General features: G+C 69.0%; 29 protein-coding genes. 10 read left to right on the forward strand and 19 right to left on the reverse strand.

The genetic code is table 11. The annotated features are described in order from the left end of the window. Window positions 1-18: 18 nt before the first annotated feature. The 7 genes from OXG83_17600 to OXG83_17630 all read left to right on the forward strand — a co-directional run bounded on the left by OXG83_17600 (window position 19) and on the right by OXG83_17630 (window position 5,491). Window positions 19-843, forward strand: coding sequence for a thioredoxin family protein (locus tag OXG83_17600; protein MCY3966829.1), 825 nt, complete (start codon window positions 19-21; stop codon window positions 841-843). Between the two features lie 62 nt (window positions 844-905). Next, on the forward strand, window positions 906-1,454 hold the full coding sequence (hslV, locus tag OXG83_17605) for an ATP-dependent protease subunit HslV (GenBank protein ID MCY3966830.1): 549 nt from the start codon (window positions 906-908) through the stop codon (window positions 1,452-1,454). Beyond that, window positions 1,451-2,824, forward strand: a complete 1,374-nt coding sequence (hslU, locus tag OXG83_17610; protein MCY3966831.1) for an ATP-dependent protease ATPase subunit HslU — start codon at window positions 1,451-1,453, stop codon at window positions 2,822-2,824. The genes hslV and hslU overlap by 4 nt, the downstream gene beginning before the upstream one ends. Further along, complete coding sequence (locus OXG83_17615) at window positions 2,814-3,086, forward strand: hypothetical protein (protein ID MCY3966832.1); 273 nt, start codon at window positions 2,814-2,816, stop codon at window positions 3,084-3,086. Before hslU ends, OXG83_17615 begins: the two co-directional genes overlap by 11 nt. Beyond that, entirely contained in the window at window positions 3,083-3,922 is an 840-nt protein-coding gene (dapF, locus tag OXG83_17620) for a diaminopimelate epimerase (protein MCY3966833.1), read from the forward strand. Before OXG83_17615 ends, dapF begins: the two co-directional genes overlap by 4 nt. After that, the gene (gene tyrS / locus OXG83_17625; protein MCY3966834.1) at window positions 3,919-5,133 is read left to right on the forward strand and encodes a tyrosine--tRNA ligase; all 1,215 of its coding nucleotides are present in this window, start codon (window positions 3,919-3,921) and stop codon (window positions 5,131-5,133) included. Before dapF ends, tyrS begins: the two co-directional genes overlap by 4 nt. Before the next feature lie 37 nt (window positions 5,134-5,170). Then, on the forward strand, window positions 5,171-5,491 hold the full coding sequence (locus OXG83_17630) for a hypothetical protein (protein MCY3966835.1): 321 nt from the start codon (window positions 5,171-5,173) through the stop codon (window positions 5,489-5,491). 7 nt (window positions 5,492-5,498) lie between these two features. Here the strand turns inward: OXG83_17630 and OXG83_17635 are convergent, their stop codons facing one another. From OXG83_17635 to icd, 5 genes are all read right to left on the reverse strand, one after another. Next, window positions 5,499-6,935: a sodium-dependent transporter gene (locus OXG83_17635; GenBank protein ID MCY3966836.1), complete on the reverse strand. Its 1,437-nt coding sequence runs from the start codon at window positions 6,933-6,935 to the stop codon at window positions 5,499-5,501. Between the two features lie 86 nt (window positions 6,936-7,021). After that, window positions 7,022-7,438: a nucleoside-diphosphate kinase gene (gene ndk, locus OXG83_17640; GenBank protein ID MCY3966837.1), complete on the reverse strand. Its 417-nt coding sequence runs from the start codon at window positions 7,436-7,438 to the stop codon at window positions 7,022-7,024. Window positions 7,439-7,468: 30 nt separating this feature from the next. Continuing rightward, window positions 7,469-8,341, reverse strand: coding sequence for a succinate--CoA ligase subunit alpha (gene sucD, locus OXG83_17645; GenBank protein MCY3966838.1), 873 nt, complete (start codon window positions 8,339-8,341; stop codon window positions 7,469-7,471). Between the two features lie 10 nt (window positions 8,342-8,351). Beyond that, window positions 8,352-9,527, reverse strand: coding sequence for an ADP-forming succinate--CoA ligase subunit beta (sucC, locus tag OXG83_17650; GenBank protein ID MCY3966839.1), 1,176 nt, complete (start codon window positions 9,525-9,527; stop codon window positions 8,352-8,354). A gap of 13 nt (window positions 9,528-9,540) precedes the next feature. Continuing rightward, window positions 9,541-10,764: an isocitrate dehydrogenase (NADP(+)) gene (icd, locus tag OXG83_17655; GenBank protein ID MCY3966840.1), complete on the reverse strand. Its 1,224-nt coding sequence runs from the start codon at window positions 10,762-10,764 to the stop codon at window positions 9,541-9,543. Between the two features lie 75 nt (window positions 10,765-10,839). Between icd and OXG83_17660 the strand changes: the two genes are divergently transcribed. Continuing rightward, a complete protein-coding gene (locus OXG83_17660) occupies window positions 10,840-11,355 on the forward strand; it encodes a cytidine deaminase (GenBank protein MCY3966841.1) in 516 nt (171 codons plus the stop codon). A 136-nt stretch (window positions 11,356-11,491) separates the two neighbouring features. After that, window positions 11,492-11,695 carry a hypothetical protein gene (locus OXG83_17665; GenBank protein MCY3966842.1) on the forward strand — a complete coding sequence of 68 codons (204 nt, stop codon included), beginning with the start codon at window positions 11,492-11,494 and terminating at the stop codon, window positions 11,693-11,695. Here the strand turns inward: OXG83_17665 and OXG83_17670 are convergent. The 7 genes from OXG83_17670 to OXG83_17700 are packed head-to-tail and all read right to left on the reverse strand — an operon-like array spanning window position 11,685 to window position 18,660. After that, entirely contained in the window at window positions 11,685-12,365 is a 681-nt protein-coding gene (locus tag OXG83_17670; protein ID MCY3966843.1) for a DUF1326 domain-containing protein, read from the reverse strand. The genes OXG83_17665 and OXG83_17670 overlap by 11 nt on opposite strands. Then, entirely contained in the window at window positions 12,362-12,622 is a 261-nt protein-coding gene (locus tag OXG83_17675) for a hypothetical protein (GenBank protein ID MCY3966844.1), read from the reverse strand. The genes OXG83_17670 and OXG83_17675 overlap by 4 nt, the downstream gene beginning before the upstream one ends. 4 nt (window positions 12,623-12,626) lie before the next feature. Beyond that, the gene (locus OXG83_17680; protein ID MCY3966845.1) at window positions 12,627-13,601 is read right to left on the reverse strand and encodes an FAD binding domain-containing protein; all 975 of its coding nucleotides are present in this window, start codon (window positions 13,599-13,601) and stop codon (window positions 12,627-12,629) included. Further along, window positions 13,601-15,730, reverse strand: coding sequence for a xanthine dehydrogenase family protein molybdopterin-binding subunit (locus OXG83_17685; GenBank protein MCY3966846.1), 2,130 nt, complete (start codon window positions 15,728-15,730; stop codon window positions 13,601-13,603). Before OXG83_17685 ends, OXG83_17680 begins: the two co-directional genes overlap by 1 nt. Then, window positions 15,723-16,352, reverse strand: a complete 630-nt coding sequence (locus OXG83_17690) for a (2Fe-2S)-binding protein (GenBank protein ID MCY3966847.1) — start codon at window positions 16,350-16,352, stop codon at window positions 15,723-15,725. Before OXG83_17690 ends, OXG83_17685 begins: the two co-directional genes overlap by 8 nt. Before the next feature lie 44 nt (window positions 16,353-16,396). Beyond that, window positions 16,397-17,521, reverse strand: coding sequence for a site-2 protease family protein (locus OXG83_17695; protein MCY3966848.1), 1,125 nt, complete (start codon window positions 17,519-17,521; stop codon window positions 16,397-16,399). Then, window positions 17,518-18,660 (reverse strand): pyridoxal phosphate-dependent aminotransferase, encoded by a 1,143-nt coding sequence (locus OXG83_17700; protein MCY3966849.1) that lies wholly within the window; start codon window positions 18,658-18,660, stop codon window positions 17,518-17,520. Before OXG83_17700 ends, OXG83_17695 begins: the two co-directional genes overlap by 4 nt. A 133-nt stretch (window positions 18,661-18,793) precedes the next feature. On the opposite strand from OXG83_17700, the gene OXG83_17705 reads away from it, so the two are divergent. Further along, on the forward strand, window positions 18,794-20,575 hold the full coding sequence (locus OXG83_17705) for a thioredoxin family protein (GenBank protein MCY3966850.1): 1,782 nt from the start codon (window positions 18,794-18,796) through the stop codon (window positions 20,573-20,575). A 10-nt stretch (window positions 20,576-20,585) separates the two neighbouring features. On the opposite strand, the gene OXG83_17710 is transcribed toward OXG83_17705, so the two are convergent. The 7 genes from OXG83_17710 to rpsP form a co-directional block, all read right to left on the reverse strand. Beyond that, window positions 20,586-21,689: a hypothetical protein gene (locus tag OXG83_17710; protein ID MCY3966851.1), complete on the reverse strand. Its 1,104-nt coding sequence runs from the start codon at window positions 21,687-21,689 to the stop codon at window positions 20,586-20,588. Between the two features lie 9 nt (window positions 21,690-21,698). Then, window positions 21,699-22,313 (reverse strand): ribonuclease HII, encoded by a 615-nt coding sequence (locus tag OXG83_17715; GenBank protein MCY3966852.1) that lies wholly within the window; start codon window positions 22,311-22,313, stop codon window positions 21,699-21,701. A gap of 41 nt (window positions 22,314-22,354) precedes the next feature. After that, window positions 22,355-22,702, reverse strand: coding sequence for a 50S ribosomal protein L19 (gene rplS, locus OXG83_17720; protein ID MCY3966853.1), 348 nt, complete (start codon window positions 22,700-22,702; stop codon window positions 22,355-22,357). Window positions 22,703-22,850: 148 nt separating this feature from the next. Then, a complete protein-coding gene (trmD, locus tag OXG83_17725; protein MCY3966854.1) occupies window positions 22,851-23,573 on the reverse strand; it encodes a tRNA (guanosine(37)-N1)-methyltransferase TrmD in 723 nt (240 codons plus the stop codon). Then, window positions 23,555-24,127, reverse strand: coding sequence for a ribosome maturation factor RimM (gene rimM, locus OXG83_17730; protein ID MCY3966855.1), 573 nt, complete (start codon window positions 24,125-24,127; stop codon window positions 23,555-23,557). Before rimM ends, trmD begins: the two co-directional genes overlap by 19 nt. 45 nt (window positions 24,128-24,172) lie before the next feature. Beyond that, on the reverse strand, window positions 24,173-24,418 hold the full coding sequence (locus OXG83_17735) for a KH domain-containing protein (protein MCY3966856.1): 246 nt from the start codon (window positions 24,416-24,418) through the stop codon (window positions 24,173-24,175). Between the two features lie 3 nt (window positions 24,419-24,421). After that, on the reverse strand, window positions 24,422-24,670 hold the full coding sequence (gene rpsP, locus OXG83_17740) for a 30S ribosomal protein S16 (protein MCY3966857.1): 249 nt from the start codon (window positions 24,668-24,670) through the stop codon (window positions 24,422-24,424). Window positions 24,671-24,693 lie beyond the last annotated feature (23 nt).

Below are 24,693 nucleotides of genomic sequence, written 5' to 3' on the forward strand. Positions count from 1 at the left end.
TCCACGAAAGGAACCCGCATGAAACTACGTATCGCCCACACGACCAAGGCGCTCGTGCTCAAGGCAGCGGCCGCCGGCGTCCTCGCGGCGTGCGGTGCCGCCTCGGCCCAGGACGATCTGCGTGGCTTCCAACTCGACGGCGGCTACCAGCTCTTTCTGCAGGGGCGCGAGTCGGCAGGCTCGCAGCTCTATCTCTCACGAACCGCGGGCGCCTTCCTGGTGATCGCGGACGACCTGTCCTCGCCGGTGCTCATCAGCCTGCGCAATCAGGCCGTCTACAAGGTGCAACTGCTCAAGATCTCACCCGCGGGCGAGGACACTCTCGACCTGCTGCCCGGCGCGCTGTTCGGCACGCCTGCTCCCTTCCGGCAAACCCCCACGGGCGTCGAGTTCATCGTTGACGACGTCCGCGCCCAGCTTCGGCAGCGACCCTCGCTGGCCGGCGAAGCGACACTCGAGGCCCTTTACGACCACGACCCCGGCTATCGCCGCTCCGCGAACGCCTACGAGACCGATGCTGCGGTCGTGGCCGAGCTAGCCGAACTCGGCGCCGGTGTCGAGGTCCGCACTGTCTTCGGTACGTGGTGCGAGGTCTGCGAGCGTTTCATGCCGCGCGGCCTCAAGGTCCACGAACAACTCCAGGAGTCGCCGCTCCGGTTCAGCTACTACGGCCTCGGAGACGACGACCCCTGGGGCGATGCCGAAGTGGACCGCCTCGGCGTCAAGGAACTCCCCACCGCGATCGTCTACCGCGACGGCAAGGAGATCGGACGCTATGCCGGAGGTCAGGGCTGGACCAGGCCCGAGATCTCGCTACGCAACATTCTGCGGGAGAATCCGTGAAACGAGGGAGCCGGTGCCCCACGGCTCGCCGGCCAACCACCTGAGGGAGACCTTCCCGCCGCATGACCACCATCCTGCTCGTACGCCGCGGTGATACGACGTGCATGGCCAGCGACGGCCAGGTGACGAACGGCGCCGCGAACACGGTGGTCAAGGCGCGCGCCCGCAAGGTCCGACGCGCCGACCGTGGCCGGATTCTCGTCGGATTCGCCGGCGGCGGCGCCGACGCCCTGGCCCTGTTCTCGCGCTTCGAGGCCAAGATCGAGGAATACCAGGGCAACTTCGAGCGCGCGGTCGTCGAACTGGCGATGGACTGGCGAACCGATCGCGCGCTCCGTCGACTCGAGGCCCAGATGATCGTCGCCGACGCGCACAGGAGTTTCCTGGCAATGGGTAACGGCGACCTCCTCGAACCCGATACGGGAATGCCGCTGGCCATCGGTTCGGGCGGCAACTACGCGCTCGCCGCCGCCCAGGCACTACTCAGCCACACCGACCTCGACGCGGAACAGGTCGCCCGCGAAGCGATGCGGATCACCGCCGACCTGTGCATCTACACGAACCACGAAGTCACCGTGGAGCGCCTCGACGCGGACGGGGCGGCCACATGACCCTCCAGCCGGCGAAGAGCGCCCAGTTCGTCGAGAATCTGACGCCGCGGGAGATCGTCGCGGCCCTCGACCGGCACGTCATCGGCCAGAAGGACGCGAAACGCGCGGTGGCGATTGCCATGCGGAACCGCTGGCGACGGCAACAAGTCGATCCGGAAACCGCCGAGGACATCGCGCCCAAGAACATCCTGATGATGGGCCCGACCGGCGTGGGCAAGACGGAGATCGCGCGCCGGCTGGCCAGACTCGCGCGGGCGCCCTTCCTCAAGATCGAGGCCAGCAAGTTCACCGAGGTCGGATACGTCGGCCGCGACGTCGAGTCGATCGTCCGCGACCTGATGGAGCTCGCGGTGGCGATGGTCGGGGAGGAGAAACGGGCCGCAGTGGCAGAGGAAGCCGCGTCGAGAGCCGATGAGCGGCTGCTCCAGCTCCTGGTTCCCGAGGCGCCCCAGCCCACCGGCGACGCGAAGGACCCGGACGCCCCTACCGCACCGAGCGAGACCCGGGAACGATTCCGCCAATGGCTCGATGATGGACGCCTGGACCACCGGATGATCGAGATCGAGGTCGATGACGCATCCCACCAGCAATTCGAGATGTTCACCCCCCAAGGCGTCGAGGCGGTGGGAATCAACCTGAAGGAGATGCTCCCCGGCCTGTTCGGCAAGCGCAAGCGACAGATGGTCGAGGTGAGGGAAGCTCGGGAGATCCTGCGCCGACAGGAGGCGGAGGCGCTGATCGATCGCCAGGACATCACCCAGGAGGCCAAACTCCGCGTGGAGCAGGCCGGAATCGTTTTTCTCGATGAGATCGACAAGATCGCCGGCAAGGGCGGCGGCCACGGTCCCGACGTGTCGAGGGAAGGCGTGCAGCGCGATCTCCTGCCGATCGTCGAGGGGACCACGGTGACGACCAAGCACGGCCCGGTCAAGACGGACCATGTGCTCTTCATCGGCGCCGGCGCCTTCCATGTGGCCAAGCCGTCCGACATGATCCCCGAACTCCAGGGGCGTTTTCCGATCCGCGTCGAGCTCGGCGCCCTGGGCGAAGCCGAATTCGTCCGTATCCTGACCGAGCCGGACAGCGCCCTGACCACGCAGTACCGCGCCCTCCTCGGCGCCGAAGGCCTGGACCTTTCCTTCCGCGACGATGCGGTGAAGGAGGTCGCCCGCCTCGCGGTGCAGGTCAACTCCCAGACCGAGAACATCGGCGCCCGGCGTCTGGCCACGCTGATGGAGCGTCTGCTGGAAGAAGTCTCCTTCGAAGCGCCCGACATGGCGGGCGTCACGCTGGAAGTCGACGCCGCCTATGTCACCCGCGCTCTGGCCGACATCGTGGAAGACCGGGACCTCAGCCGCTATGTCCTCTGAGTCCCGCCGTCGCGGGTTCCTTGCGTCCGGCGCGGCCGTCGCTCTCCTCCTCGTTTTCCTGGTCGGCATCGGGTGCGGTCGCAAGGGCCCGCCCCTGCCGCCTCTGCGCGAACCCGACCCGGTCGCGGAAACGACCGCCACCGAGCCACCAGCCGCCGAAGAGGAGGCAACTGAGCCTGAGGCGGACGAGGCGGTCCCCGACGACGAGGACGACCAGGACGGCGAGCCCGGCGACGAGGACGACGACGGCCCGCCGCCGTGACGGCCTCAGAGGGCACGCCGTTCTTTCTGGTCTCCGGCGCGGGCAACGACTTCATTGCCCTCCTGGACCGTGAGACGCCGCCGGCCGAGACGGTCCGGGCGTGGTGCCGGCGCGGCGTCTCAGTCGGCGCCGACGGCCTGTTCACCCTGCGCCGCGGAACGGGCGGACGCTACGTCCTCGACTACGCCAACGCCGACGGAGCCCGGGCGGACCTGTGCCTGAACGCGGCCCGCTGTGCCGCCCGACTCGCCTTCGAGCAGGAGCCGTCGATCTCCCGCGTTGAGATCGGGACGGCGGCAGGCACTCTGACAGCCGAGACCGTCAATGACACGAGCACCGCCGTCCTGGTACCCAAGCCGGGACCGGGACATCCGGTGACGCTGCGCGCGAACGGAGAGATCTACCCCTGCTACCGGATCCTCGTCGGCGTGCCTCACCTCGTCCTCTGGTGGCCGGGAGACCTGGAAGAGGCGCCGGTGGCGTCCCTCGGACCGGCCCTGCGCGCCCACCCGGACCTGGGCGCTTCGGGCGCGAACGTCCACTTCGTCGACGTCGATCGTGAGGACGGCTTCCGCATCCGGTCATTCGAGCGCGGAGTCGAAGCCGAGACCCTGGCCTGCGGCACGGGCGTCGTGGCCGCCGCCGGCTGCGCCGTGGCGGAAGGCCGCCTCTCTCTGCCCCTGGTCGCGGCCACCCGCAGCGGCTGCGAGCTCCATCTCGAGGAAGGCCCGCCGGAGCCGGCGGGCGCGGCGCGCTGGCGTCTTTCCGGGGACGCCAGGATCGTCGCTTCCGGCCGTATTCACGACCCGGCGACGCTGTTACCCTCCGCCCCATGAGCAGCTTCCCGCCGGTCGAAGAGCAGATGGAGCTGCTCCTCCGAGGCGCCGTCGACGTGGTCGAGGAGGACGCTCTGCGCCAGCGCCTCGAGCAATCACGGCTCGAGAATCAGCCGCTGCTGGTCAAGACCGGCTTCGATCCGACCGCACCCGATCTGCACCTGGGGCACGCCGTCCTTCTGCGCAAGATGGCGCACTTCCAGCAGCTCGGTCACCGGGTCCTGTTCCTGGTCGGCGACTTCACCGCGATGATCGGCGATCCCACGGGCAAGAAGGCCACCCGGCCCCAGCTCTCGCGCGACGAGGTCCTGGCCAACGCCGCGACCTACCAGGAGCAGGCCTGGAAGGTGCTCGACCGGAAACGTACCGAGATCCTGCACAACAGCAAGTGGCTCGCGGAACTCGGCGCGGAAGGCCTCATCCGGCTGGCGGGTTCCTACACTCTCGCCCGCATGATGGAGCGCGAGGACTTCCGGGCGAGGTTCGAGAACCACGAGCCGATTTCGATTCACGAACTCCTCTACCCGCTGACCCAGGGATACGACTCCGTGGTCCTTGAAGCCGACGTCGAGCTTGGCGGACACGACCAACTACTCAACCTTCTGGTCGGCCGAGATCTGATGCGCGCACGCGGCCTCGATCCGCAGGTCGCGCTCACCGTTCCGCTCCTCGTCGGGACCGACGGCGCGCAGAAGATGTCGAAGAGTCTGGGCAACGCGATCGCCTTCGAGGACACGCCCCGCGAGATGTTCGGCCGCACGATGTCGATCCCGGACGACCTGATGTGGGACTGGCGGCTTCTCCTGACCGACCTGGACGAGGTCGAGATCGACCGCCAGAAGTGCGCGGTGCTCGACGGTCGGGCAAGCCCGCGCGATCTCAAGGCCGACCTGGCCCACGACCTGGTGGCACGCTTCCACGGCCGCGAGGCCGCCGACACGGCCCGCTCCGAGTTCGACCGCATGTTCCGGGGCGGAGGCGTGCCGGACGAAATCGAGACCCGCCTCGTTCCCGCCGGCTTGCGACTCTTTGCCCTGCTCGCCGACTACGGCCTCGCCGGGAGCCGGGCGGAGGCTCGCCGGCTGATCCAGCAGGGGGCGGTGTCCCTGGACGGCGACAAGGTCCGCGACCCGCACCTAAGCCTCGAGGAAGGAACGCAGTGCCTGGTCAAGGTGGGCAAGCGCCGCTTTCTCCAGGTAGAGGTCACCTGAACCGTGTCTTCACGGATCCGCCAATAGGATCGGCCCGATGGCCGCGCCGCAGCCTGACCGCCGCCCCGGGGTCCAGCCGCCGCATCTCGTCGAGGACGAGCCCGACCTGCCGCCACTGCGCGTCGGCGTACGGATCCTCCTCTTCACGCTCGGCGCGTTCCTGGTTCTGTTCGGGTTGGTCTTCGGCCCGCTGCCCCTCATTCCGGCGGTCGTGCTGGTGCCTCTGGGCGTGGCGCTGCTTTCTCTCGCCAGCGACCGCTTGAACCGCCGCCTGCGAGTCTTCGTCATGCGCCGCTGGCCGAACGCCTGGCAGCGCATCCAGCGCGTTCGGGCGTGGCTGCACCGCAGGCTCAGTTGAGCCGACGTCAGCCGGAACCCTGCGCGCGCTTCCTCAATCCGCGCAGGAAGACGCCGTTGAGCGCGATCAGCACGGCCGCGACGACGATCCACTGCCCGAACATGTTGCCGACGCCCAGCGGCCCCCAGAGCGGCTCGTTGCGGGCGCTCCAGATCATCCAGGCAACGAGGACCACCGCCTCGATCGCGACCAGCCGGATCGCCCAGTCCCACCAGGCACCTACGCGCATGTCCTGGTCGCCGGTGTTGATCATCTCGGCGCGGAAGCGGGTAACGCCGTAGCGGATCACGATCAGGGCGAAGAACAGGCCGCAGAACATCAGCGCGACGCTCCAGACGGTGTCCTGGTTCACGAAGGACGACTGCCACAGCGCCGAGGGCACGCCGAGCGCGAAGGCGGCGACCGCGATCGAGATGATCGCCTTGCGCCGTTCGAGTCCCGCCTCCTCGAGCGCCAGGCCGACCAACTGGAACATCGCCACGAGCGACGTCCAGGCGGCGAACACCAGGGCCATGAAGAACAGGATCATGAAGAACGAACCGCCCGGCATCGCGTTGAAGAGCTGGGGTATCCAGATGAACGTCAGGCCCTCGTTGCTGGCGCCGACGATCTGGTTGGCGGCGCCGGGCATGATCGAGAAGACCGTGCAGAGCACCATGACGCCGGCGAGCAGTGAGACGCTGTTGTTGCCGAACGCCAGCAGGAAGGAGTTCAGGTTCGTGTCCTCCCGGCGCCGCGAGAAGACGGCGTAGGTCAGCACCAGACCCCAGCCGGCGCCCGTGTCCCAGGCGTTCTGGGTCAGCGCCTGAAGCCAGATGTTCGAGTCCAGCAGGTCGCTCCAGTTGGGCCTGAACAGGAACTCGAGACCGTTCACCGCACCCGGCAGCGTCACCGCCCGGATGGCGAGCACCACAACGAGCACCAGCAACGCCGGCATCAGGATCCGCACCACGCTCTCGATGCCCCGGATCCCCTTGAGCACGACGATCACGCCCATCGCGAGCGCCAGAGCGTGAAAGATGAGCACCTGGGGCGTGTAGGAGAACTCCTCCCAGAGCTGGACCGACCGCTCGCCCTGAAGCTGCATCGTGATGGCGGCCAGGAAGTAGCGCAGGGTCCAGCCCATGACGACGGCGTAGTAGAAGCCGATCGCCGCCGCCACCCAGGCGATCCACGCGCCCATCCAGGCGAACCGCTCGCCCATCATCGCGGCGAATGTTCCCACCGTGCCGTTGCGCACCTTCTTGCCGAGCGCGAACTCCGCCAGGATCAGCGGCACCGACCAGAGCATCAGGAAGACGACCCAGGCGACGAGGAAGGAACCGCCTCCGTTGGACGCGGCGATCCGGGGGAATCGCCAGATGTTGCCGGTGCCCACCGCCATGCCGAGCATGGCGAGCATCAGCCCCCAGCGGCTGGAGAAGAGTTGGACGCCTGCGGCCAGTGCTCGAGATCCGTTCTGCCGTGTCGTCAGGGAAGAACCGGGGCGGACACTATCAACCCGGACCGGCGTCTGAGTCCGCGCGCGACTCAGCCGACCAGATCGCAGCCGGCAAAGAAGAAGGCCCGCTCCGCGCTGGCGTTCTCCGGCGAATCGCTGCCGTGGATCGCGTTGTTCTGGATGTCCCTGCCGTAGAGGTTCCTGATCGTGCCCGGGGCCGCCTGGGCGGAGTCGGTGGCGCCCATCGTGTCCCGGAGGTGGGCGACGGCGTTCTCCCGTGCAAGCGCGAGCGCTATCGCCGGACCGCTGGTCATGAAGTCGACCAGGTGCGCGAAGAACGGTCGTTCCCGATGCACCGCGTAGAAGGCCTCCGCCTGCGCCCGCGAGAGCCGCACCCGCCGGATCGCCTGAATCACGAATCCCGCGTCCTCGAGATGGGCGATGATCCTGCCCGCGTTCCCCGCCCGGACCGCGTCCGGCTTGATGATCGTCAGCGTCTCTTCCATCCTTGACCGATCTCCCTCAGCCGGCGACCGCTACGAGGCCAGCGCCGCGGCCGTTCGAGCTCCCATCTCGGCGGGCGAATCGACCACCAGCACGCCGGCGGCGGCCAGCGCCGCCTTCTTCTCCGCCGCCGTCCCCTTGCCGCCGGCCACGATCGCGCCGGCGTGACCCATTCGCCGCCCCGGCGGCGCCGTGGCGCCGGCGATGAAGCCGACCACCGGGATGTCCAGGTGCTCGCGGATCCAGTCCGCCGCCTCCTCTTCGGCCGTGCCGCCGATCTCGCCGATCAGCACGATCGCCTCCGTCTCCTCGTCCTCCGCGAACAGCGCCAGCACGTCGATGAAGCTGGTGCCGGCTACCGGATCGCCGCCGATGCCGACGCACGTCGTCTGGCCCAGACCTTCGTTCGTCAGCTGCCACACCGCCTCGTAGGTCAGCGTACCGCTGCGGCTGATCACGCCGACGTTCCCCGGCGCGTGAATGTGGCCCGGCATGATGCCGACCTTCGCCTGGCCCGGTGTGATCAGGCCCGGGCAGTTCGGACCCAGCAGGCGGCTGTTACGGCCGGCGAGGAAGGTCTTCACCCGCACCATGTCGGCAACCGGGATGCCCTCCGTGATGCAGACGATCAACTCGACGCCGGCGTCGGCCGCCTCCATGATCGCGTCGGCAGCGAACGGTGGCGGCACGAAGATGAGACTCGCATTGCAGTCCGTTGCCCGGTGCGCCTGCACGACCGAGTCCCACACCGGGAAACCCTCCACCGTGCTGCCCCCCTTGCCCGGAGTCACACCCCCCGCGACCTCGGTGCCGTAGTCGCGACAGCCGATCGCGTGGAACAGGCCCTCCTTGCCGGTGATGCCCTGCACAATCAGGCGCGTGTCCCTGCCAACCAGGATCGACATCGTCTCAGTCCTAGGCTCCCAGAGCCTCGACCGCGCGTTGGGCGGCGTCGCCCATGCTCCCGGCGACGATGAAGTCGAAGTCCGCCCGCTCGAGCACTTCGCGCCCTTCCTCGACGTTCGTCCCCTCGAGCCGCACGATGACCGGCACGCCGACGGGCGACCCCGAGGCAGCGAGTTCCTCGATCGCCGCGACCACGCCGCGGGCAATGCGGTCGGTCCGCGCGATGCCGCCGAAGATGTTGATCAGCACCGCCTTTACCGCCTCATCCGAGAGGATGATCCGGAAGGCGCTCTCGACCGCTTCCTGCGAGGCCGAGCCGCCGACATCGAGGAAGTTCGCCGGCTCGGAGCCGTACAACTTGATGATGTCCATGGTCGCCATCGCCAGACCCGCGCCATTGACCATGCAGCCGATGCTGCCGTCGAGCTTGATGTAGCTGATGCCGTGCCCCGAGGCCTCGACCTCGAGCGGATTCTCCTCGTGGACGTCGCGCAGCCCGGCGATCTCCGGCCTCCTGAACATCGCGTTGTCGTCGAAGTTCATCTTCGCGTCCAGCGTGTAGACGTCGCCCTGCGAGTCGACCATCAGCGGGTTGATCTCGACCAGCGACGCGTCCGTCTCCAAGTACGCGGCCACCACGCTCGCGACCGCCGCCTGAATCTGGCGGGCGGTGCCGCCCGAGAATCCCAGGCCGGACGCGATTCTCCGGCACTGGAACGGCAGGACGCCGAGCTGCGGGTCGATCAGCTCGCGAAGGATCGCATCGGGTTCCGTCCGCGCCACTTCCTCGATGTCCATGCCGCCGGAACGCGATGCCATCAGCACCGGACATGCCGCGGCGCGGTCCAGGGTCACGCCCAGATAGAGTTCCAGCTCGATATCGAGCGCCTCTTCGATCAGGACCTTCCGCACCTGTTGGCCCTCGGGACCGGTCTGGTGCGTCGTGAGCTGCATGCCCAGGATCTCGCCCGCAAGCCGCTCCGCCTCCTCCGGACTGGCGGCCAGCTTGACCCCGCCGCCCTTGCCACGGCCGCCGGCATGAATCTGGGCCTTGACCACCGAGCGGCCGCCGAAGTCCCGACAGATCTCGGCAGCCTGCCCCGGATGTTCGATCACCTTCCCCTGCGGCACCCTGGCGCCGAATCGGCGCAGGATCTCCTTGGCCTGGAACTCGTGGATCTTCACGACGCGCCGTGCCTCAGTCGAGGTTTTCGACGATCGCCTGGCCGAACTCGGAGGTCTTGAGCAGCGTTGCCCCCTCCATCTGACGCTCCAGGTCGTAGGTCACGCGCTTTTGCCTGATCGCGCGGCTGATCGCGTTCTCGATCGACCTGCCGGCCTCCTGCCAACCCAACCAGTTCAGCATCATCACGCCCGACAGGATGACCGAGCAGGGGTTCACCTTGTCCTGGCCGGCGTACTTCGGCGCCGTGCCGTGCGTGGCCTCGAACAGGGCAACGCCGTCGCCCTCGTTGGCGCCCGGCGCCATCCCGAGCCCGCCGACCTGCGCGGCCAGAGCGTCCGACAGATAGTCCCCGTTCAGGTTGGTCGTCGCGATCACGTCGTACTCGTCGGCCCGCAGCAGCACCTGCTGGAACATGGCGTCGGAAATGCGGTCCTTGATCAGGATCCGTCCATTCGGCAGCCGGCCATCGTGTTTCGACCAGAGGTCGTCCTCGCTCACCGTGCAGTCCCCGTACTCGTCGGCCGCGAGTTCGTAGCCCCACTCCTTGAAGGCGCCCTCGGTGAACTTCATGATGTTGCCCTTGTGCACCAGGGTGACGCTCTCTCGTCCCTGGGCCCGGGCGTAGTCGATCGCCTTTCTGACCAGCCGCTTGCTCCCGGTCACCGAGACCGGCTTGATGCCGACGCCGGAGTCGCCGCGAATGTCCCGGCCCAGCTCCCTCCGGATGAAGTCGATCAGGGCCGCAGTCTCCGCCGTCCCCTCCTGCCACTCGTGACCCGCGTACACGTCCTCGGTGTTCTCGCGAAACAGGACCATGTCGACCTTCTCCGGCTCGCGGACCGGCGACGGCACACCGTCGAAGTAGCGCACCGGGCGCACGCACGCGTACAGATCGAGGAGCTGCCGGAGCGCTACGTTCAGGCTGCGAATACCGCCGCCGACTGGCGTCGTCAGCGGCCCCTTGATCGCGACCCGGTAGTGCCGGATCGCGTCGACGGTCGCTGACGGCAGCCATTCCCCGGTCTGCTCCAGGGCCTTCTCGCCGGCCAGGATCTCGAGCCAGGCGATGGAACGCGCACCCGAGTAGGCCTTCTCGACCGCGGCGTCGATCACTGCCTTGGCGGCGCGCCAGATGTCGGGGCCGATCCCGTCGCCCTCGATGAAGGGGACGATCGGTTGCTCCGGCACAACCAGAACGCCATCCAGCCAGCCGACTTCCTGACCTCTCAGAGCCAAAGCGCGGCGCAGGGTATCACGTTTCCCGCCCTCCCCGGCGCCTGTCGGCGCCGCCCGCTGTTATGGTCTCAGGCCATGAGCGGGCAACCCCTCTTCCACCCACCGATTCCGGCTCACGCCGCGACCTGGGAAGGCATCGACTGGGAGGCTCTCGTCGATGCCGCGCTCCGTTGCCGGGAACGGGCCTACGCTCCCTACAGCGGTTTCAGGGTGGGCGCCGCGCTCCTGGCCGAGGACGGCCGCATCTACAACGGCTGCAACGTGGAGAACCGCGTCCTCGGCCTGACCCTTTGCGCCGAGCGTGGCGCGCTCTCGGCGGCGGTCGCCGACGGCCGGACTTCCTTCCGGGCCCTCGCCATCGCCGCCACCGCGACGCCGCCATGTGCACCGTGCGGGCAATGCCGCGACGCACTGGCCGAGTTCACCTGCGACCTGCCAGTCGTCTCGGTCACGGCGGGCGACCACGAGGCGACGAAGTGGAGTCGCTTCACGCTCCAGGACCTGCTGCCCGAACCGTTCGATCTTCCGCAGCCAGGGCCTCGGCCACGGAGTCGTGGATCGGAAAAAGAGAGGCCACGCCGGCAACGGTGAGCAACTGGACGATCCGCTCGGAGGGCCGAATGAGGATCAGCTTGCGTTCCTCGGCGCGGAGGCGCACCAGATAGCCGACGAGCTCCCCGATCCCGGTCGAGTCCATGTAGTTCACATCCGAGAGGTCGAGTAGAACGTGACCAGCGCCCTCGGCAAGACTGCGCTTCAACGCGTCGGCCAGAAAGCGCGCGCTCTGGCCGAGTTTGATCACGCCCTCGACCGCCAGAAGGCTGGAATCGCCGATCTGTCGCTTGTTGATGATCATCAGAGTGGCCGCCGGGGCGACTGCTTCGATCCGCCCAACAGAGGGCGCAGTACCGAGGGCTGGCTCAGCGACTGAACCGACCCACGAAGGAGCTGCGTTTGCCGGGGCTCTTCCAGGTCGTGCCGAGACCTTCTCCCTGCCAGCTGTGCTCCAGCGCGACGCCTGGCTCCGCACCTTCAGTGGGCGCCAGAGGCGGATAGAAGACCGTCTCGTTCCCGCACAGGTGGTCCCGGTGATCGAGGGGCCGGGTGCGCAACGCTGCAAGCTCGCCGGCGTGAACAGCGGCCGCCCCGTTCGCCCGTACGTCGAACTCGACTTCGGCGGTCAGGGACACGGCCACGTCCGCCAGCAACTCGCCGCCCATGCCGCGCGCGAACCCCTCGAGCGCGCGGCGCTGTGTCGGGTTGGCACCGGCATCCACGACCAGGACCGACTCGGCGCCGAGACGTTCGGCGTAGGGATCGCCGAGGGTGGCTTCGGAGCGCACGACGGCGAGCACGGAAAGGCCGGAGAGATCGACGCCATCCCAGCCGCCTTCTTCGATCCGCCACGCCATGATCGCTTCCTTGCCGACCAGCCCGACCTCCGAGTTGGCGAAACACGGTCCGGTGTAAACGTCGGCGGTCCGCGCTTCGACGTAGGTCCCCGAGACCTGGACCCCGGCACCCAGCGCCGCGGCGGGCAGCAGGATGAAGATTACGGCCGGCAGGGCAGCAGCAAGGCGATGCATCTCGGCAAGTCTCATGTCGACCACTCTCCTTGGGCTTGGCCGTAGCGCTCGAAGCAGCCCCGGCCCTCCCGGCAATGTTCCTTCGACGCTACAACGCCGTCGGGTCCCAGACAGTTCATGCTGTGCGTGCACCAGACGAATCCGTCGTCGATCTCGTGCTGCGGATCGATATCCGCCCCAGGCTCCGACGGGGCAAGGGCCATGAACATCGTCTTCCAGCGCAGCCTTCGGCACAGTAGCGGGGCGTTGTTCGCAGCCAGTCGGTCAGCCATGACGTCAAGCCTCCATGCCGGCGGCGAGCCCAAGCGCCCGTCTGGTGGCCGTCCGGGCGAGCTGCACCTTGTATCGATTGCCGCTCATCGGCCGCGCACCGGAGGCGGCCTTCTCTGCCGCCTCTTCGATCCGTGCCGGCGTCAGTTCGCCGCCCGCCGCCACCTCGCCAGCGGCGACGGCGAGATAGGGGATCGGAGCGGCGTGGCCCAGGACGATCCGTGCCTGGTCCACCCGCGGCGCCACTCCGGTCAGCGACACGGCGGCCGTCATCAGCGGCCAGTCCAGCGACCGGCGCTGCCGGACTTCGTACACCGCGGTGCGGACGCCGCCGACCGCGGCCGTTATCTCGACCAAAAGCTCGCCGCGTCCGAGTGTGTTCTCGCGCTCGCCCTCGACCTGCGGCGCCCGGTAGAGCGCCTCGACCGGCACGCGCCGCTCGCCGTCCGGCCCCCTGACCGTTGCCTCGGCCCCGAGCGCAACCAGGAGCGGCGCGAGACTGGAGGGGCTGACGAAACGCGCATGGCCGTCCGGGAAGATCGCGTGGTAGCGGTTGTCGCCTTCCGTGACCATCGACCCGCCATCCTGTCCCAGGGCGAGCAGACCGTAGCCGCGGCGGTAGTACCAGCAGCGCGGGCGCTGTAGGAGATCGCCGCCTACGGTGCCCATCGCTCGCAATTGAGCGCTGGCCACGCCGTCGATCGCGGTCACGAGGGCCGGCACGGCCTCGGTCGCTCCATCATGATCCCGCAGCTCCTGCAACGTCGTCATCGCTCCGATCCGGAGCTGGCCCCCAGAGACGTCGATACCGGAGAGGCCCTCCACACCGCGCAACGAAACGAGCCGCTCGACCCGTTCGACATCGTCCTTGAGCAGGCTCAGGAGGTCCGTTCCGCCCGCGAGGACCTCGCTGCCCTCGACCTCCAGCAAACTGACCGCCTGTTCGATCGTCGTCGGCGCAGCGTAGCTGAAGGGTCGCATCAGGCCGCCCCTCCGTCGCCTGCGAGTGCGTCCAGCACCCGGTCGGGCGTCAGCGGCAGGTAGGGCACACGAACCCCGATCGCATTCGCCACCGCATTGCTGATCGCGGCGCCCGGCGAGATCACCGGCGGCTCGCCCAGGCCGATCACGCCCCGCTCGTCGTACGCGGGGCCGGTCATCATGTGGACTTCGAGCGATCCAACGTCCAAGAGGCCCGCCAGCTTGTAGAACTCCATGTCGGCGTTCAGCAGCCGACCGGTTACCGGATCCGGAATCCACTCCTCGAACAACGCGTAGCCGACCCCCATGATCAGACCGCCGTAGACCTGACTCTCCGCCAGACGACGATTGATGATCAGGCCGCAGTCCTGGACCGCGATCATCCGTTCCACCCGGACCACGCCGGTGTCCATGTCGACCTCTACCTCAGCGATCTGGACCCCGCCGACCCCGCTCGAGATCAATCGTCCGGGGCCTGGATTGCGCCCCCGCGCGCTGACCGGCGCACCGCCGATCTGCGCCGCCGCTTCGGGCCAGGACATGCCGCGCGAGGGTTCGCCCTCCACGAACACGCGGCCTCCCGCCGCCTTCAACTCCTCAGGTTCCGCCTCGAGACGGGGCGCGACCCGCGCCAGAACCTCACGCAAGGCGTCCTGCGCCGCGCGCCGGGTCGAGGCGGATACACCGCCAACGGTCGAACTGCCGCCCGACGGACCCGACTGCGGGAACCGGTTATCGCCAAGCGATACGCGTACCTGGTGGAGTTCCAGGCCGAAGGTCTCCGCCAGCACTTGGGCAACGACGGTGCGCGTCCCGGTGCCAATGTCCTGGGACCCGATCCGGACCTCGACCGCACCATCCGGATGGACGGTCACATCGCAATTGCTCGAGTGACCACGTCCGCCCCATGTGTGGATCGAAACGCCCAGGCCTCGCTGGAGAGCGCCGTCCCTGGATCGCTTCCGGGGCTGCCAGCGCTCCTTCCAGCCCGCCATCTCGGCGGCGATGCCAAGCTCCTCCCGGTACACGTCGGCCCGTCCCGTCAGATCCAGGTTTCGGTCGAGGAAATCGATCGGGTCCAGATCCAGTTCGTTGGCCAGGTCGTCCAGGCTGGCCATCGTCAGGAAGCAGGCCTGCGGGTGGTTGGGCGCCCGCCAGGCCCGCGATCCGGCCAGATTGGTCGGCACCGACGTGTGGCGCAGGCGCCGGTTCGGCAGCCTGCTGAAGACGTACGGCAGCGGCGTCTGGCCCGTGCCGGGCAAACCGCCCGAACCCCAGGAGTCCGAGTCCCAGGCCACGAGCTTGCCCTGCTCGTCCGCCGCCACCCGAATGCGCGCAAAGGCCGAAGGCCGGCTGCCCGCGACCGACACCTCCTGGTCCCGGTCCAGGAACAGCTTCACCGGCGCGCCGGCCTTGCGCGCCAACTCGGCGCCGACGATCCCCCAGCGGTCGGGCGAGAACTTGGAACCGAAGCCACCGCCCATGTACTCGGTTCGGATCCGCACCTGCGTCGCCGGGATGCCGAGTTCGGAGGCGAACTGGCCACCCAGGGTGGAGACCGCCTGGGTCGAGGCGTGGACCTCGAGTTCGTCGCCGTCCCATGCCGCGACCTGGCCGTGCGGTTCGAGGCACATGTGGGCCATCTGAGGCATCCCAAGCGTCTGCTCGACGATGCGGTGGGCCGAGGCGAAGGCCGCGTCCGGGTCGCCGGCTGTTCGCTCGGAACCCGGCTGCGCAGCCGGCGCCCGATCACGATGTTCCTCCGTCACGAAGTGGGGCAACACCTCGTACTCGACCTGGATCGCCCGCACAGCGTCGCGAGCCACGTCCTCGGTCTCCGCGGCGACCGCGGCCACCTCGTCGCCGGCCCACTGGATCTCGGAACCCTCCCCCTGGATCACGTGGACGACGCGCACGCCGGGCAGCGCCTCCGCCGCCGAGGTGTCAATGCCCAGGATGCGGGCGTGAGCGTGCGGACAGGTCAGGATCTTCGCGGCCAAAAGACCCGGCGGATTCTGGTCGGACGGGTACCTGGCGAACCCGGTCGACTTGACCGGACCGTCCAGGCGCGCCGGCCGGTGGCCGATCTGGCCCCTCCGATCGGCCTCGGGCCAGGAGTAGTCAGCCAACGCTGTCGCCTCCCGGTTCGCCCGGACCACCAACCACGGCGCGGATGCCCTTGTAGGTTCCGCAGCGACAGAAGTTGCCCCCCAGGCCGGCTTCGATGTCCTGCTCCGTCGGCGCCGGACTGCGCGCCAGAAGCGCCGCGGTGGCGACCACGAAGCCGGGCGTGCAGTAGCCGCACTGCTGCGCATCGTGGTCCACGAAGGCCTGCTGCACCTCGTGCATCGCGTCCGGTGAGCCCAGTCCCTCGACGGTCGTGATGCTCCGCCCCGCGGACTCGATCATCAGGCGGCAGCACGCGTAGACCGGACGGCCGTCCTCGAGTACCGTGCAGGCACCGCAGGTGCCGCGATCGCAGACTCTCTTCGGACCCGTCACATCGAGGCGGTCGCGCAGTCCGTCGAGCAGCGTGACCCGGGGCTCCACTTCGAGCCGGCGGAGGGCGCCGTTCACCTCGAGTTCGATCTCGACCGCGCCCGGGCCGACGGTCGGAACACCCTCCGCGTCGTTCGCCGCGACGGCAGCGGCCGCGTCTTCCGGCAGCAGGCTCGCCGCCAGGGCCCCCGCGGCGCCGCCCCGCAGAAACGACCGGCGAGAGAGTCCCGATCCCTTTGCGTCGTCGCTCACGCGCCTCACCCCATCTGGTCGAGTGGAACCTTCAGCTTAGCAGTTCAGGACCCCACCGCGCCGGTGTCACGGTGCCTGAGTCGGTTGCACACTTCGACGAACTGGGACAGGCCGTCCGCGGTGAGCATTCCGCGTAGCTCGTGGTCACGGACCACCCAGAGAGCGCGCGCCGAACTCTGCAACTGCCGCAACACTTCCAGCAGGTCGCAGTCCTCGGTCACGGTGAGCGGTTCGCGGTTCATCAGTTCGAGCAGGGGCGTGTCGCCCGGGCATCGGGCCACGAGTTCGAGCAGGCGATCGCGGTCCACTTCGCCTGCTACTCGTCCCCAGCCATCGACGACCGGAAACTGCCGCTGCGTGGTGGAAAGCAGCAGCCGCACCGCCCACTCGATCGTGTCCTGCGGCGCCAGCCGTTCGCAGCGGGTCATCATCGCCTCCCCCGCCCGCCGGCCCTCGAGGGCCTGCAGCGTCTTGACCAGCGAGGACTCGCGGGTCGCCCCCAGGAGCACGAAGAAGGCGGTCAGGAGAAGCAGCATGTTGAACATCAGCCCAAGCACCCACGGCACGAGAGCGGCCAACCCGAGCACTGCCGCCAGCGCCAACCCCAGCCGGGTCGCGATCTTCGTCGCCCGCTCCTGACCCAGGAGGAAGGACAGGGCCGAGCGCAGGATGCGGCCGCCGTCGAGGGGAAACGCGGGCAGCAGATTGAGCGCAAACAGACACAGGTTGCCGAACAGCAGCCACTGCAGCGCGGAATGCAGATCGACGACGGCGCCGGCGCCCCAGGGCGGCAGCCCGGCCACCAGCAGGCCAAAGAAGAGCACCACCGCGAGGGCCAGGTTCACCAGCGGGCCGGCAGCCGCGATCGCCAACTCGGCCAGGCCCTGCGGATAGCCGTCCAGGCGAGCCACGCCTCCGATCGGTGTCAGCACGATCTCGCGGGTCTCGATCCCGTACCGTCGAGCGGTCAGGGCGTGGCCCAGCTCGTGCAGGACCACGCTCGCCAGCAACCCCACGACAACCAGGCCGAGCAGCACGGCGTTGCTCTCCAGGTTCGGCGCCAACACCGCCATCCAGACCAGGAGCAGGATGAAGGTGAAGTGGACCCGCACGCGGATCCCGAACAGGTTCAGCATGGGGAAGGCGAGCCTGCCGACCAACGGTCTCATCCCGCCCGCCTCCTTCTCGCGCCCAGCAGCTCCGCCATCCGCTCCAGCCCAGTCGTCAGCATCCGGTCGCTGCAGGCATAGGAGAGGCGGATATGGCCTTCGCATCCGAACGCCGAACCGGGCGTCGTGGCCACGCCGGCCTCGTCCAGCAGGCGGCGACAGAACGCCGCCGAGTCGGGACAGCGCTCATCGAACCAGGCGCTCACGTCCGGGACCGCGTAGAAGGCGCCGGCCGGCGGCGGGCAGACGACTCCCGGACTCCGGTCCAGCTCGGCCAAACCGCGCGCGCGGCGCCGCGCGCACGCCGCCACCAGGGCAGCCGCCTCGGGCGGCTCCTGCTCCAGGACCGCCTCGGCGCCGGCCATCGCGAATGAGGTCGCGTTCGAGGTCACGTGGCTCTGCACGGCGGCAGCCGCGGCAATCACCGAAGGGGCGCCAAGCAGGTAGCCGAGCCGCCAGCCGGTCATCGCGTAGGTCTTCGAGAACGAACCCACCAGAACGACCGTCTCCGGGTACCGGGCCGCCAGCGACGCGACGCTGGCGTACCGCTGGCCGTCGTAGATGAACCGCTCGTAGGTCTCGTCCGAGATCAGCAGGGCGCCGCGCTCGGCACAGGCGCGGGCGACGCGCTCCAGGTCCAGGACCCCGGCGACCGCACCGGTGGGGTTGCACGGCGAGTTGATGACCACGGCCCGCGTTCGCTCCGACATCGCATCGATCAGAGGCTGCGCCCGAATCGCGAAGCCGTCCGCGGCAGCCATCGGAACCGTGACGACCGTAGCGCCCGCGAGCCGCACCTGGGCCGGAATGCTGACCCAGGCCGGCGTCGGCACCACGACTTCGTCACCGGGCGACAGAAACGCCTGGGCCAGCTCGTACAGCGCCGCCTTGGCGCCCACCGTGACCAGCACGTTGGCCGCGCTCCAGGGCGCTCCCTCCTTGCCGTACCGGGCCGCCAGCCCCGCTCTCAGCTCGGGCGTGCCTTCCAGCACCGTATACTTCGTCCGGCCCTCATCCAGGGCCCGCCTCGCAGCCCTTACGGCTGTCTCCGGCGAGGGGAAGTCGGGCTCTCCGGCTCCCAGGTCGAAGACTTCGACCCCCTCGCGGCGCAGCTCGGCCACCCGCCGGGAGACAGCCATCGTCGCCGACTCGCGCTCACCGGAAGGCATGAATCAGGATCGTAACAGCAGATTGGGAGCCGGAGCGGCGGCCACTGTCGCCGCGCTTCTGTGCCTGGCAACGGCGGCCGGAGGTCAGTTCAGGACGCCGCAAATGGCTTCGCTCGAGGCGTTCGCCGACCGCACCTCCTACGCTCCCGGAGACTCGGTTCGCATCGCCGCGGTGATCAACATCGAAGACGGCTGGCACATCCAGAGCCACACACCGACTTTCGACTACCTGATCGCCACCGAGATCGCCTTCGAGCTGCCCGCCGACTGGCCGCGGCCGGATGTCCGCTATCCCGACCACATCATGTGGCAGTTCGGGTTCTCGGAGGATCTGCTCGCGGTCTACGAGCACGAGGCGGTGATCCACGCGGGATTCGATCTGCCCACGGACGCGACAGCCGGTGTCGTCGACGTGTCGGCCGAGCTTCTCTACCAGGCCTGTGACGACATCCAGTGTCTGCCGCCCATCACGACCGAGGCAACCGTTTCGCTCGAGATCGGAGCCACCGGCGAGCCAACGGGCCATCCAGCCTTCGAAGCCGCGTCGGCCGCGCCCGGCGGCGGCTCCGGCGGTGGTCTCGGGCTGTTCGCAGCCCTGATTCCGGCACTGCTGGGCGGCCTGATCCTGAACGGCATGCCCTGCGTGCTGCCGATCGTCTCGCTCAAGCTCTTCGGGTTCGCTCAGGCGTCGGGAAGGCCCCGCCGGGAGATCGTGGGCGGCGCGCTGATGACGACCCTGGGCATCCTGGTCTCGTTCTGGGCGCTGGCCGGCGCAACGCTCCTCGCCCGCTCGGCCGGGCAGGCGGTGGGATGGGGCATCCAGTTCCAGAACCCCGTGTTCGTGACCTTCCTGGCCCTGGTGCTCACCCTGTTCAGCCTGAACGTCTGGGGCCTGTTCGAGATCAATCTGCCGCACGCACTCGCCAACCGGCTGGGCGGCCACACCCACTCGGCGCATGACGAACACTCGCACTCGCACTCCGCGCACGCCGCCAACCACCGGGCCGGCGGCGGCGGGGGCTACTCCGGGCACTTCTTCTCCGGCGTGTTCGCCACCCTGATGGCCACGCCCTGCTCGGCGCCCTTCCTGGGCACCGCGGTCGGCTTCGCGCTGAGCCAGCCCGCGACCACGATCGTCTTCGTGTTCACCGCGGTCGGCATCGGCCTCGCCATTCCTTACCTGCTGCTGGCCGCCATGCCCCGAGCCACGCGGCTGCTGCCACGGCCCGGTGAGTGGATGGTGACGCTGCGAGGCGTCATGGGCTTTCTGATCGCCGGCACGACGATCTGGCTGCTCTACGTGCTCGCGGCCCAGATGGACAGCGCCCGGCTCGCCTTTCTGGAGATCGGCCTGCTCACCCTGGCCCTCTTCATCTGGCTGCAGAGCCGCAGCCAGATGACGGCCCTGCGCGTCTTCGGTCGCGCCGGGGCGGTCACGGCGGCCGTCCTGGTGCTGCTGCTCGCGAACGGAGCGACCGCCCAGTCCCGCGGCCCCGGCGCCGCAAGCGGAGTGCAGGTCCTGGACTGGGTGCCGTGGGACCCGGTCCAGGCCGAGACGCTCGCCGCCGAGGGCCGGCTGGTCTTCGTCGACGTCACCGCGGACTGGTGCGCGACCTGCAAGGTGAACGAGCGGCTCGTGCTCGAGACCGACGAGACGGCCGAACTCTTCGAGCGCTACCAGGTGGTCGCGATGAAGGCCGACTGGACCAACCGGAACGACGACATCGCCCGCTACCTGGCGAGCTTCGGACGCTACGGCATTCCGTTCTACGCGCTGTACCGACCGAACCAGGAGCCCCACGTGTTCAGCGAACTCCTGCGCGGCCGCCGCCTGGAAGAGGCGATCCGCGACTCGGTCGGCGAACCCGTCGGCGCGGGGTCCTAGCCAGGGGCGTTCAGGCCGCCGGCCTGGGCGACGCCACCAGTACGTCCCCCACATCCTCCTCTCCGAGCAGGAACACCTGGTCCAGCCGGCGCACGGCGGCGCCGGAATCGAAGTCCATGCACAGGTCCGCGCCGTCCAGCATTCCAGGTTCACCCTGTCCGACTTCGTCGCGCAACAGAACCACCCAGCGATCCGCGACCCGAACCAGATCGCCCGGCGCTGGCGACCCCTCCCCCTGGGCACGCCAGCCCGCGCTGCCGTCCAGGGCCAGGAGGACCCAGTTCAGCTCGTCCCAGCCCACCCCGCCGGCATCGAGCACTTCGCGCAGCAGGGTCAACCGGCTGAAGGCGAGCCGGTCGTCGTGGAGTTGCTGCAGGCGCCCGAGTGCCGCCGCATCCCACTCGCCCCCGCCCCGCACGATGCCCGGCAGGCCGAAGACCGCCGACGGCGAACGGAGTGCGCCGGGCAGGCGCGCCTCGACCCGGGTCGCCTCGGGAAGCGCCGCCGATTTCACTCTCTGATCCGGCACCAGGGCGTCCTCGTCCAGAGCCGTCTCGACCCACACCTGGTACCTGAGGGTTCCGAAGTTCCGCTCGATGTCGGGACTGTCGTCCTCCAGCCAACTGTCGAAGTAGGCCTCAAGCGTGCCGTCCAGCGACCAACTGCTGCCCCACTCGTCACGGAAGAACTGCTCGTAGCGGAATCTCTCCAGTTCGGCGCCGCTCTCGAATTCGCGTACGGGCACGCCGTTCTCGACGCTGAACCAGAGCAGCCTGACGCGGCCCAGAACATCGAGGTCCTCGACGGGAAGAGCGTCGAACTGCGCGCCGTCGATCAGAACGCGCGGAGTCGGGCTGTAGTACACCCGTTCTCCGTCACCGTCTCCGCCGCCGCGCTCCGCTTCGACCACCGCGTGCAGCCGGAAGTCCTGGCCGGCGGCGAGTTCGACCGTGCCCGTCCTTGCGGTGCCCTCCTCACCGACTTCCACGCCGACCCAGGCCCGGACCATCTTCGGCGCTCTCGCCTGCTGGGCCCTCGGCGCCAGCCACAGAACCACAGCCGCGACGCCGACGATGGCAGCCATGATCGCGAACAGCAGGAGGTTCCGGCGCATGCCGAGATCCTACTCCCGGCTGGGCAGCACCGACCGGAACGTGAGACGGTGAAGTGGCGTCGGACCGAGCTCCCTGAGCGCGGCGCGGTGATGCTTTGAGGCATAGCCCTTGTGGCTGGCGAACCCGAAGCCCGGATACTCGCGGTCGTACGCAGTCATCAGCCGGTCCCGGTCCGTCTTGGCGATGATCGAAGCGCAGGCGACGGCGAAGCTGAGCGAGTCGGCCCGCACCAGCGGCAGCGTCGGCACTTCGGCGCCGCGAACGTTCACCGCGTCGAGCCGCACCGCATCGACGACGGCGACGGCGGGACGAACCTCGAGCGACACCAACGCCGTCCGCATCGCCCACCGGGTCGCCTCGAGCACGTTGATCCGGTCGATCAACGCGGCGTCGCCGATCGCAACCGACCACGCCGCCGCCCGCTGCTTGATCACCTCGGCCAGTCGTCGCCGCCGCGAAGCGGACAGCCGCTTGCTGTCGTCAACGCCGGGAATCAGGCAGTCCGGCGAGACGACCACCGCCGCGGCGACGACCGGTCCCGCGAGACAACCTCGACCCGCCTCGTCGACGCCGGCGACGAGTCCGTAGCCCGCCGTGGCCAACTGCCGCTCGAACCCGCGCATCAGGCGCAGGCGGTATGCCTCGACGAGCAGGCCGGCGACGGTCAGCGCTTGCGCAACTCCTCGATGCGGGCGGCCCGGCCGCGCAGCTTCCGGAGATAGTAGAGCTTGGCGCGGCGCACCTTGCCCCGGCGGACGACCTCGATCCGGCCGATCACCGGCGAATGAAGCGGAAAGATCCGCTCGACCCCGATGCCGCCAGAGACCTTCCGCACGGTGAAGGTCTCCCGCGTGCCGCTGCCGCGGCGGGCGATCACCACGCCCTGGAAGATCTGGATTCGCTCCTTGGCGCCCTCTCTGACCCGGACGTGAACCTTGACCGTGTCACCTGCCCGGAACTCGGGCAGGCCCTGCTGCACGTACTCCTGCTCCACCTGCTGTAGATCGTGCATTGCGTGTCACCTGTACCTGGGCCGCAAGTTCAGACCCTGCGGCTTCATTGTCAGCGGCTGTGTTACCGGCGGAAACTGCTTCGCGCCCCTCGTGCGAACCGGACGACGTGGCGTCCAGCCCAGGCACCGCGAAGCGGTAGGACGCGGATTATCGCCTGTTCGGCCTCCCGGGCGCAACCACCGGCGCGGCGGCCTGCCCACCCAGGAGGTCCGGCCGCTTCCGCCGCGTCGCCTCGAGCGCCTGCTCGCGCCGCCATCGGTCGATGCGCCGGTGGTCGCCCGATCGCAGCACCTCCGGCACCTCGATGCCCTCCACCACCGCCGGGCGGGTGTAGTGCGGATAGTCGAGGAGGCCGGAGCGGAAGCTCTCGTTCACCACCGACGAATGCCGCCCAACGACGCCGGGGATCTGGCGCGACACCGCCTCGATGACGACCATCGCCGGCACCTCCCCTCCCGACAGCACATAGTCGCCGACCGACAGTTCCGAGTCGACGACCAGCGTCCGCACCCGCTCGTCGACCGCCTCGTAGCGGCCGCACAGGAGCACCAGCCGTTTCTCGCCGGCCAGACTCTGGGCCTTCGCATCGTCCAGGCGCTCTCCCTGTGGCGAAAGCAGGATGCGGCGGGCGCCGGAATCACCCCCGGCAACCGCCCGCACCGCCTTGAGCCAGGGCGGCGCCGTCATCACCATCCCGCCGCCGCCGCCGTAGGGCTCGTCATCGACGCTTCGGTGGGGATCGTCGGTGTAGTCGCGCAGGTCGTGCAGGCGCACCTCGAGCAGGCCCGCCTCCCGAGCCCGACCGATCAGGCTCGCCTCCAGGAACTCCCGAAAGATCTCCGGCAGGATCGTTATGACGTCGATCCGCATGCTTCCAGGAGACCCGGCGGCAGGTCGCTCCGTATCAGGCGCTCCTCGACGTTGATCTCCGGCAGCAACCGGTGGGCGAACGGGATCAGTACCTCGCGGCCGCCGTCACCACCGGGCGGTCGCGTCACCGAGAGCAGCACGCCGCCGCCGTCCTCGACGACCTCCGTGACCTCGCCCAGATCGCCCAGCGCCCTGTCGACGACCCGGCAGCCGACGAGCTGGAAGTAGTAGAACGTGCCCTCTTCCGCCGCCGGCACACTCTCCTCGGGAGCCTCGAGCAGCGCGCCGCGGAGCCCCTCCGCCCCATCGCGGTCCCGCACGTCCACGAACTGGACCAGTTCCCGGCCTCGATGCGACCGACTCGACTCGACCTCCAGCCGCCGCAGGCGGCCCCCGTCCCGCACGAAGAGCTCAGAACCGCTCCGGAAGCGGGCCGGGTTCTCGCTGTCGGGCAGGACCAGCACTTCGCCGCGCAGCCCGTGGGCCCGCAGCACCGAGCCAACGGCAACCATTTCCGGCTCGTCGCGACGAGTCGACCGCGGCGACTGTTCCATCCTCACCTCCGACCCTCACGCCCTGGATCGGCGCCGGCTCCACCGTCAGGCCGGTTCGACGATCTCTATTTCGTAGTACTCGCCGGTCTCGGCCCCGCGCACCTCGAGCAGCGCGCGCAGGGACCTGACGCTCCGTCCCTGGCGACCGATCACCCGCCCGAGTTCCTCCGGCGCGACCTCGATCTGCAGGACGATCGCGTCTTCCTCCTCGATCTCATCGACCCGGACCGCCTCGGGCTGATCGACGATCGACCGGACGACGCCGGCGAGCTGCTCGGCGACCTCCGACACGCCCTAGGATTCCGCCGCGGCAGCCGCCCGGCGTACCAGACCCCGAACGGTGTCCGTCACCTGCGCCCCGCGCGAGACCCAGTGGTCGATGCGATGCGTCTTCAGGCGGATCACCGCCGGGTCCTTGCGCGGGTCGTAGTGCCCGAGCTCCTCGATCACCCGCGACGACGGCACCTTGCGGCTGTCGGACACGACGACGCGGTAGAAGGGTCGATGGCGCGAACCCATGCGCCGGAGTCTTATCTTCACCATGTTTCGGTTTTCCCGTGTTGTTC

The organism is Acidobacteriota bacterium, from assembly GCA_026707545.1.
Lineage (GTDB): Bacteria > Acidobacteriota > Thermoanaerobaculia > Multivoradales > Multivoraceae > Multivorans.

Coding starts and splice junctions, on each gene's coding strand:
- OXG83_17600 (MCY3966829.1), top strand. CDS start 19: ATGAAACTACGTATCGCCCACACGACCAAGGCGCTCGTGCTCAAGGCA.
- hslV (MCY3966830.1), top strand. CDS start 906: ATGACCACCATCCTGCTCGTACGCCGCGGTGATACGACGTGCATGGCC.
- hslU (MCY3966831.1), top strand. CDS start 1,451: ATGACCCTCCAGCCGGCGAAGAGCGCCCAGTTCGTCGAGAATCTGACG.
- OXG83_17615 (MCY3966832.1), top strand. CDS start 2,814: ATGTCCTCTGAGTCCCGCCGTCGCGGGTTCCTTGCGTCCGGCGCGGCC.
- tyrS (MCY3966834.1), top strand. CDS start 3,919: ATGAGCAGCTTCCCGCCGGTCGAAGAGCAGATGGAGCTGCTCCTCCGA.
- OXG83_17630 (MCY3966835.1), top strand. CDS start 5,171: ATGGCCGCGCCGCAGCCTGACCGCCGCCCCGGGGTCCAGCCGCCGCAT.
- ndk (MCY3966837.1), bottom strand. CDS start 7,438: ATGGAAGAGACGCTGACGATCATCAAGCCGGACGCGGTCCGGGCGGGG.
- sucD (MCY3966838.1), bottom strand. CDS start 8,341: ATGTCGATCCTGGTTGGCAGGGACACGCGCCTGATTGTGCAGGGCATC.
- OXG83_17660 (MCY3966841.1), top strand. CDS start 10,840: ATGAGCGGGCAACCCCTCTTCCACCCACCGATTCCGGCTCACGCCGCG.
- OXG83_17670 (MCY3966843.1), bottom strand. CDS start 12,365: ATGAGACTTGCCGAGATGCATCGCCTTGCTGCTGCCCTGCCGGCCGTA.
- OXG83_17675 (MCY3966844.1), bottom strand. CDS start 12,622: ATGGCTGACCGACTGGCTGCGAACAACGCCCCGCTACTGTGCCGAAGG.
- OXG83_17680 (MCY3966845.1), bottom strand. CDS start 13,601: ATGCGACCCTTCAGCTACGCTGCGCCGACGACGATCGAACAGGCGGTC.
- OXG83_17695 (MCY3966848.1), bottom strand. CDS start 17,521: ATGAGACCGTTGGTCGGCAGGCTCGCCTTCCCCATGCTGAACCTGTTC.
- OXG83_17700 (MCY3966849.1), bottom strand. CDS start 18,660: ATGGCTGTCTCCCGGCGGGTGGCCGAGCTGCGCCGCGAGGGGGTCGAA.
- OXG83_17705 (MCY3966850.1), top strand. CDS start 18,794: ATGGCTTCGCTCGAGGCGTTCGCCGACCGCACCTCCTACGCTCCCGGA.
- OXG83_17710 (MCY3966851.1), bottom strand. CDS start 21,689: ATGCGCCGGAACCTCCTGCTGTTCGCGATCATGGCTGCCATCGTCGGC.
- OXG83_17715 (MCY3966852.1), bottom strand. CDS start 22,313: ATGCGCGGGTTCGAGCGGCAGTTGGCCACGGCGGGCTACGGACTCGTC.
- rplS (MCY3966853.1), bottom strand. CDS start 22,702: ATGCACGATCTACAGCAGGTGGAGCAGGAGTACGTGCAGCAGGGCCTG.
- trmD (MCY3966854.1), bottom strand. CDS start 23,573: ATGCGGATCGACGTCATAACGATCCTGCCGGAGATCTTTCGGGAGTTC.
- rimM (MCY3966855.1), bottom strand. CDS start 24,127: ATGGAACAGTCGCCGCGGTCGACTCGTCGCGACGAGCCGGAAATGGTT.
- rpsP (MCY3966857.1), bottom strand. CDS start 24,670: ATGGTGAAGATAAGACTCCGGCGCATGGGTTCGCGCCATCGACCCTTC.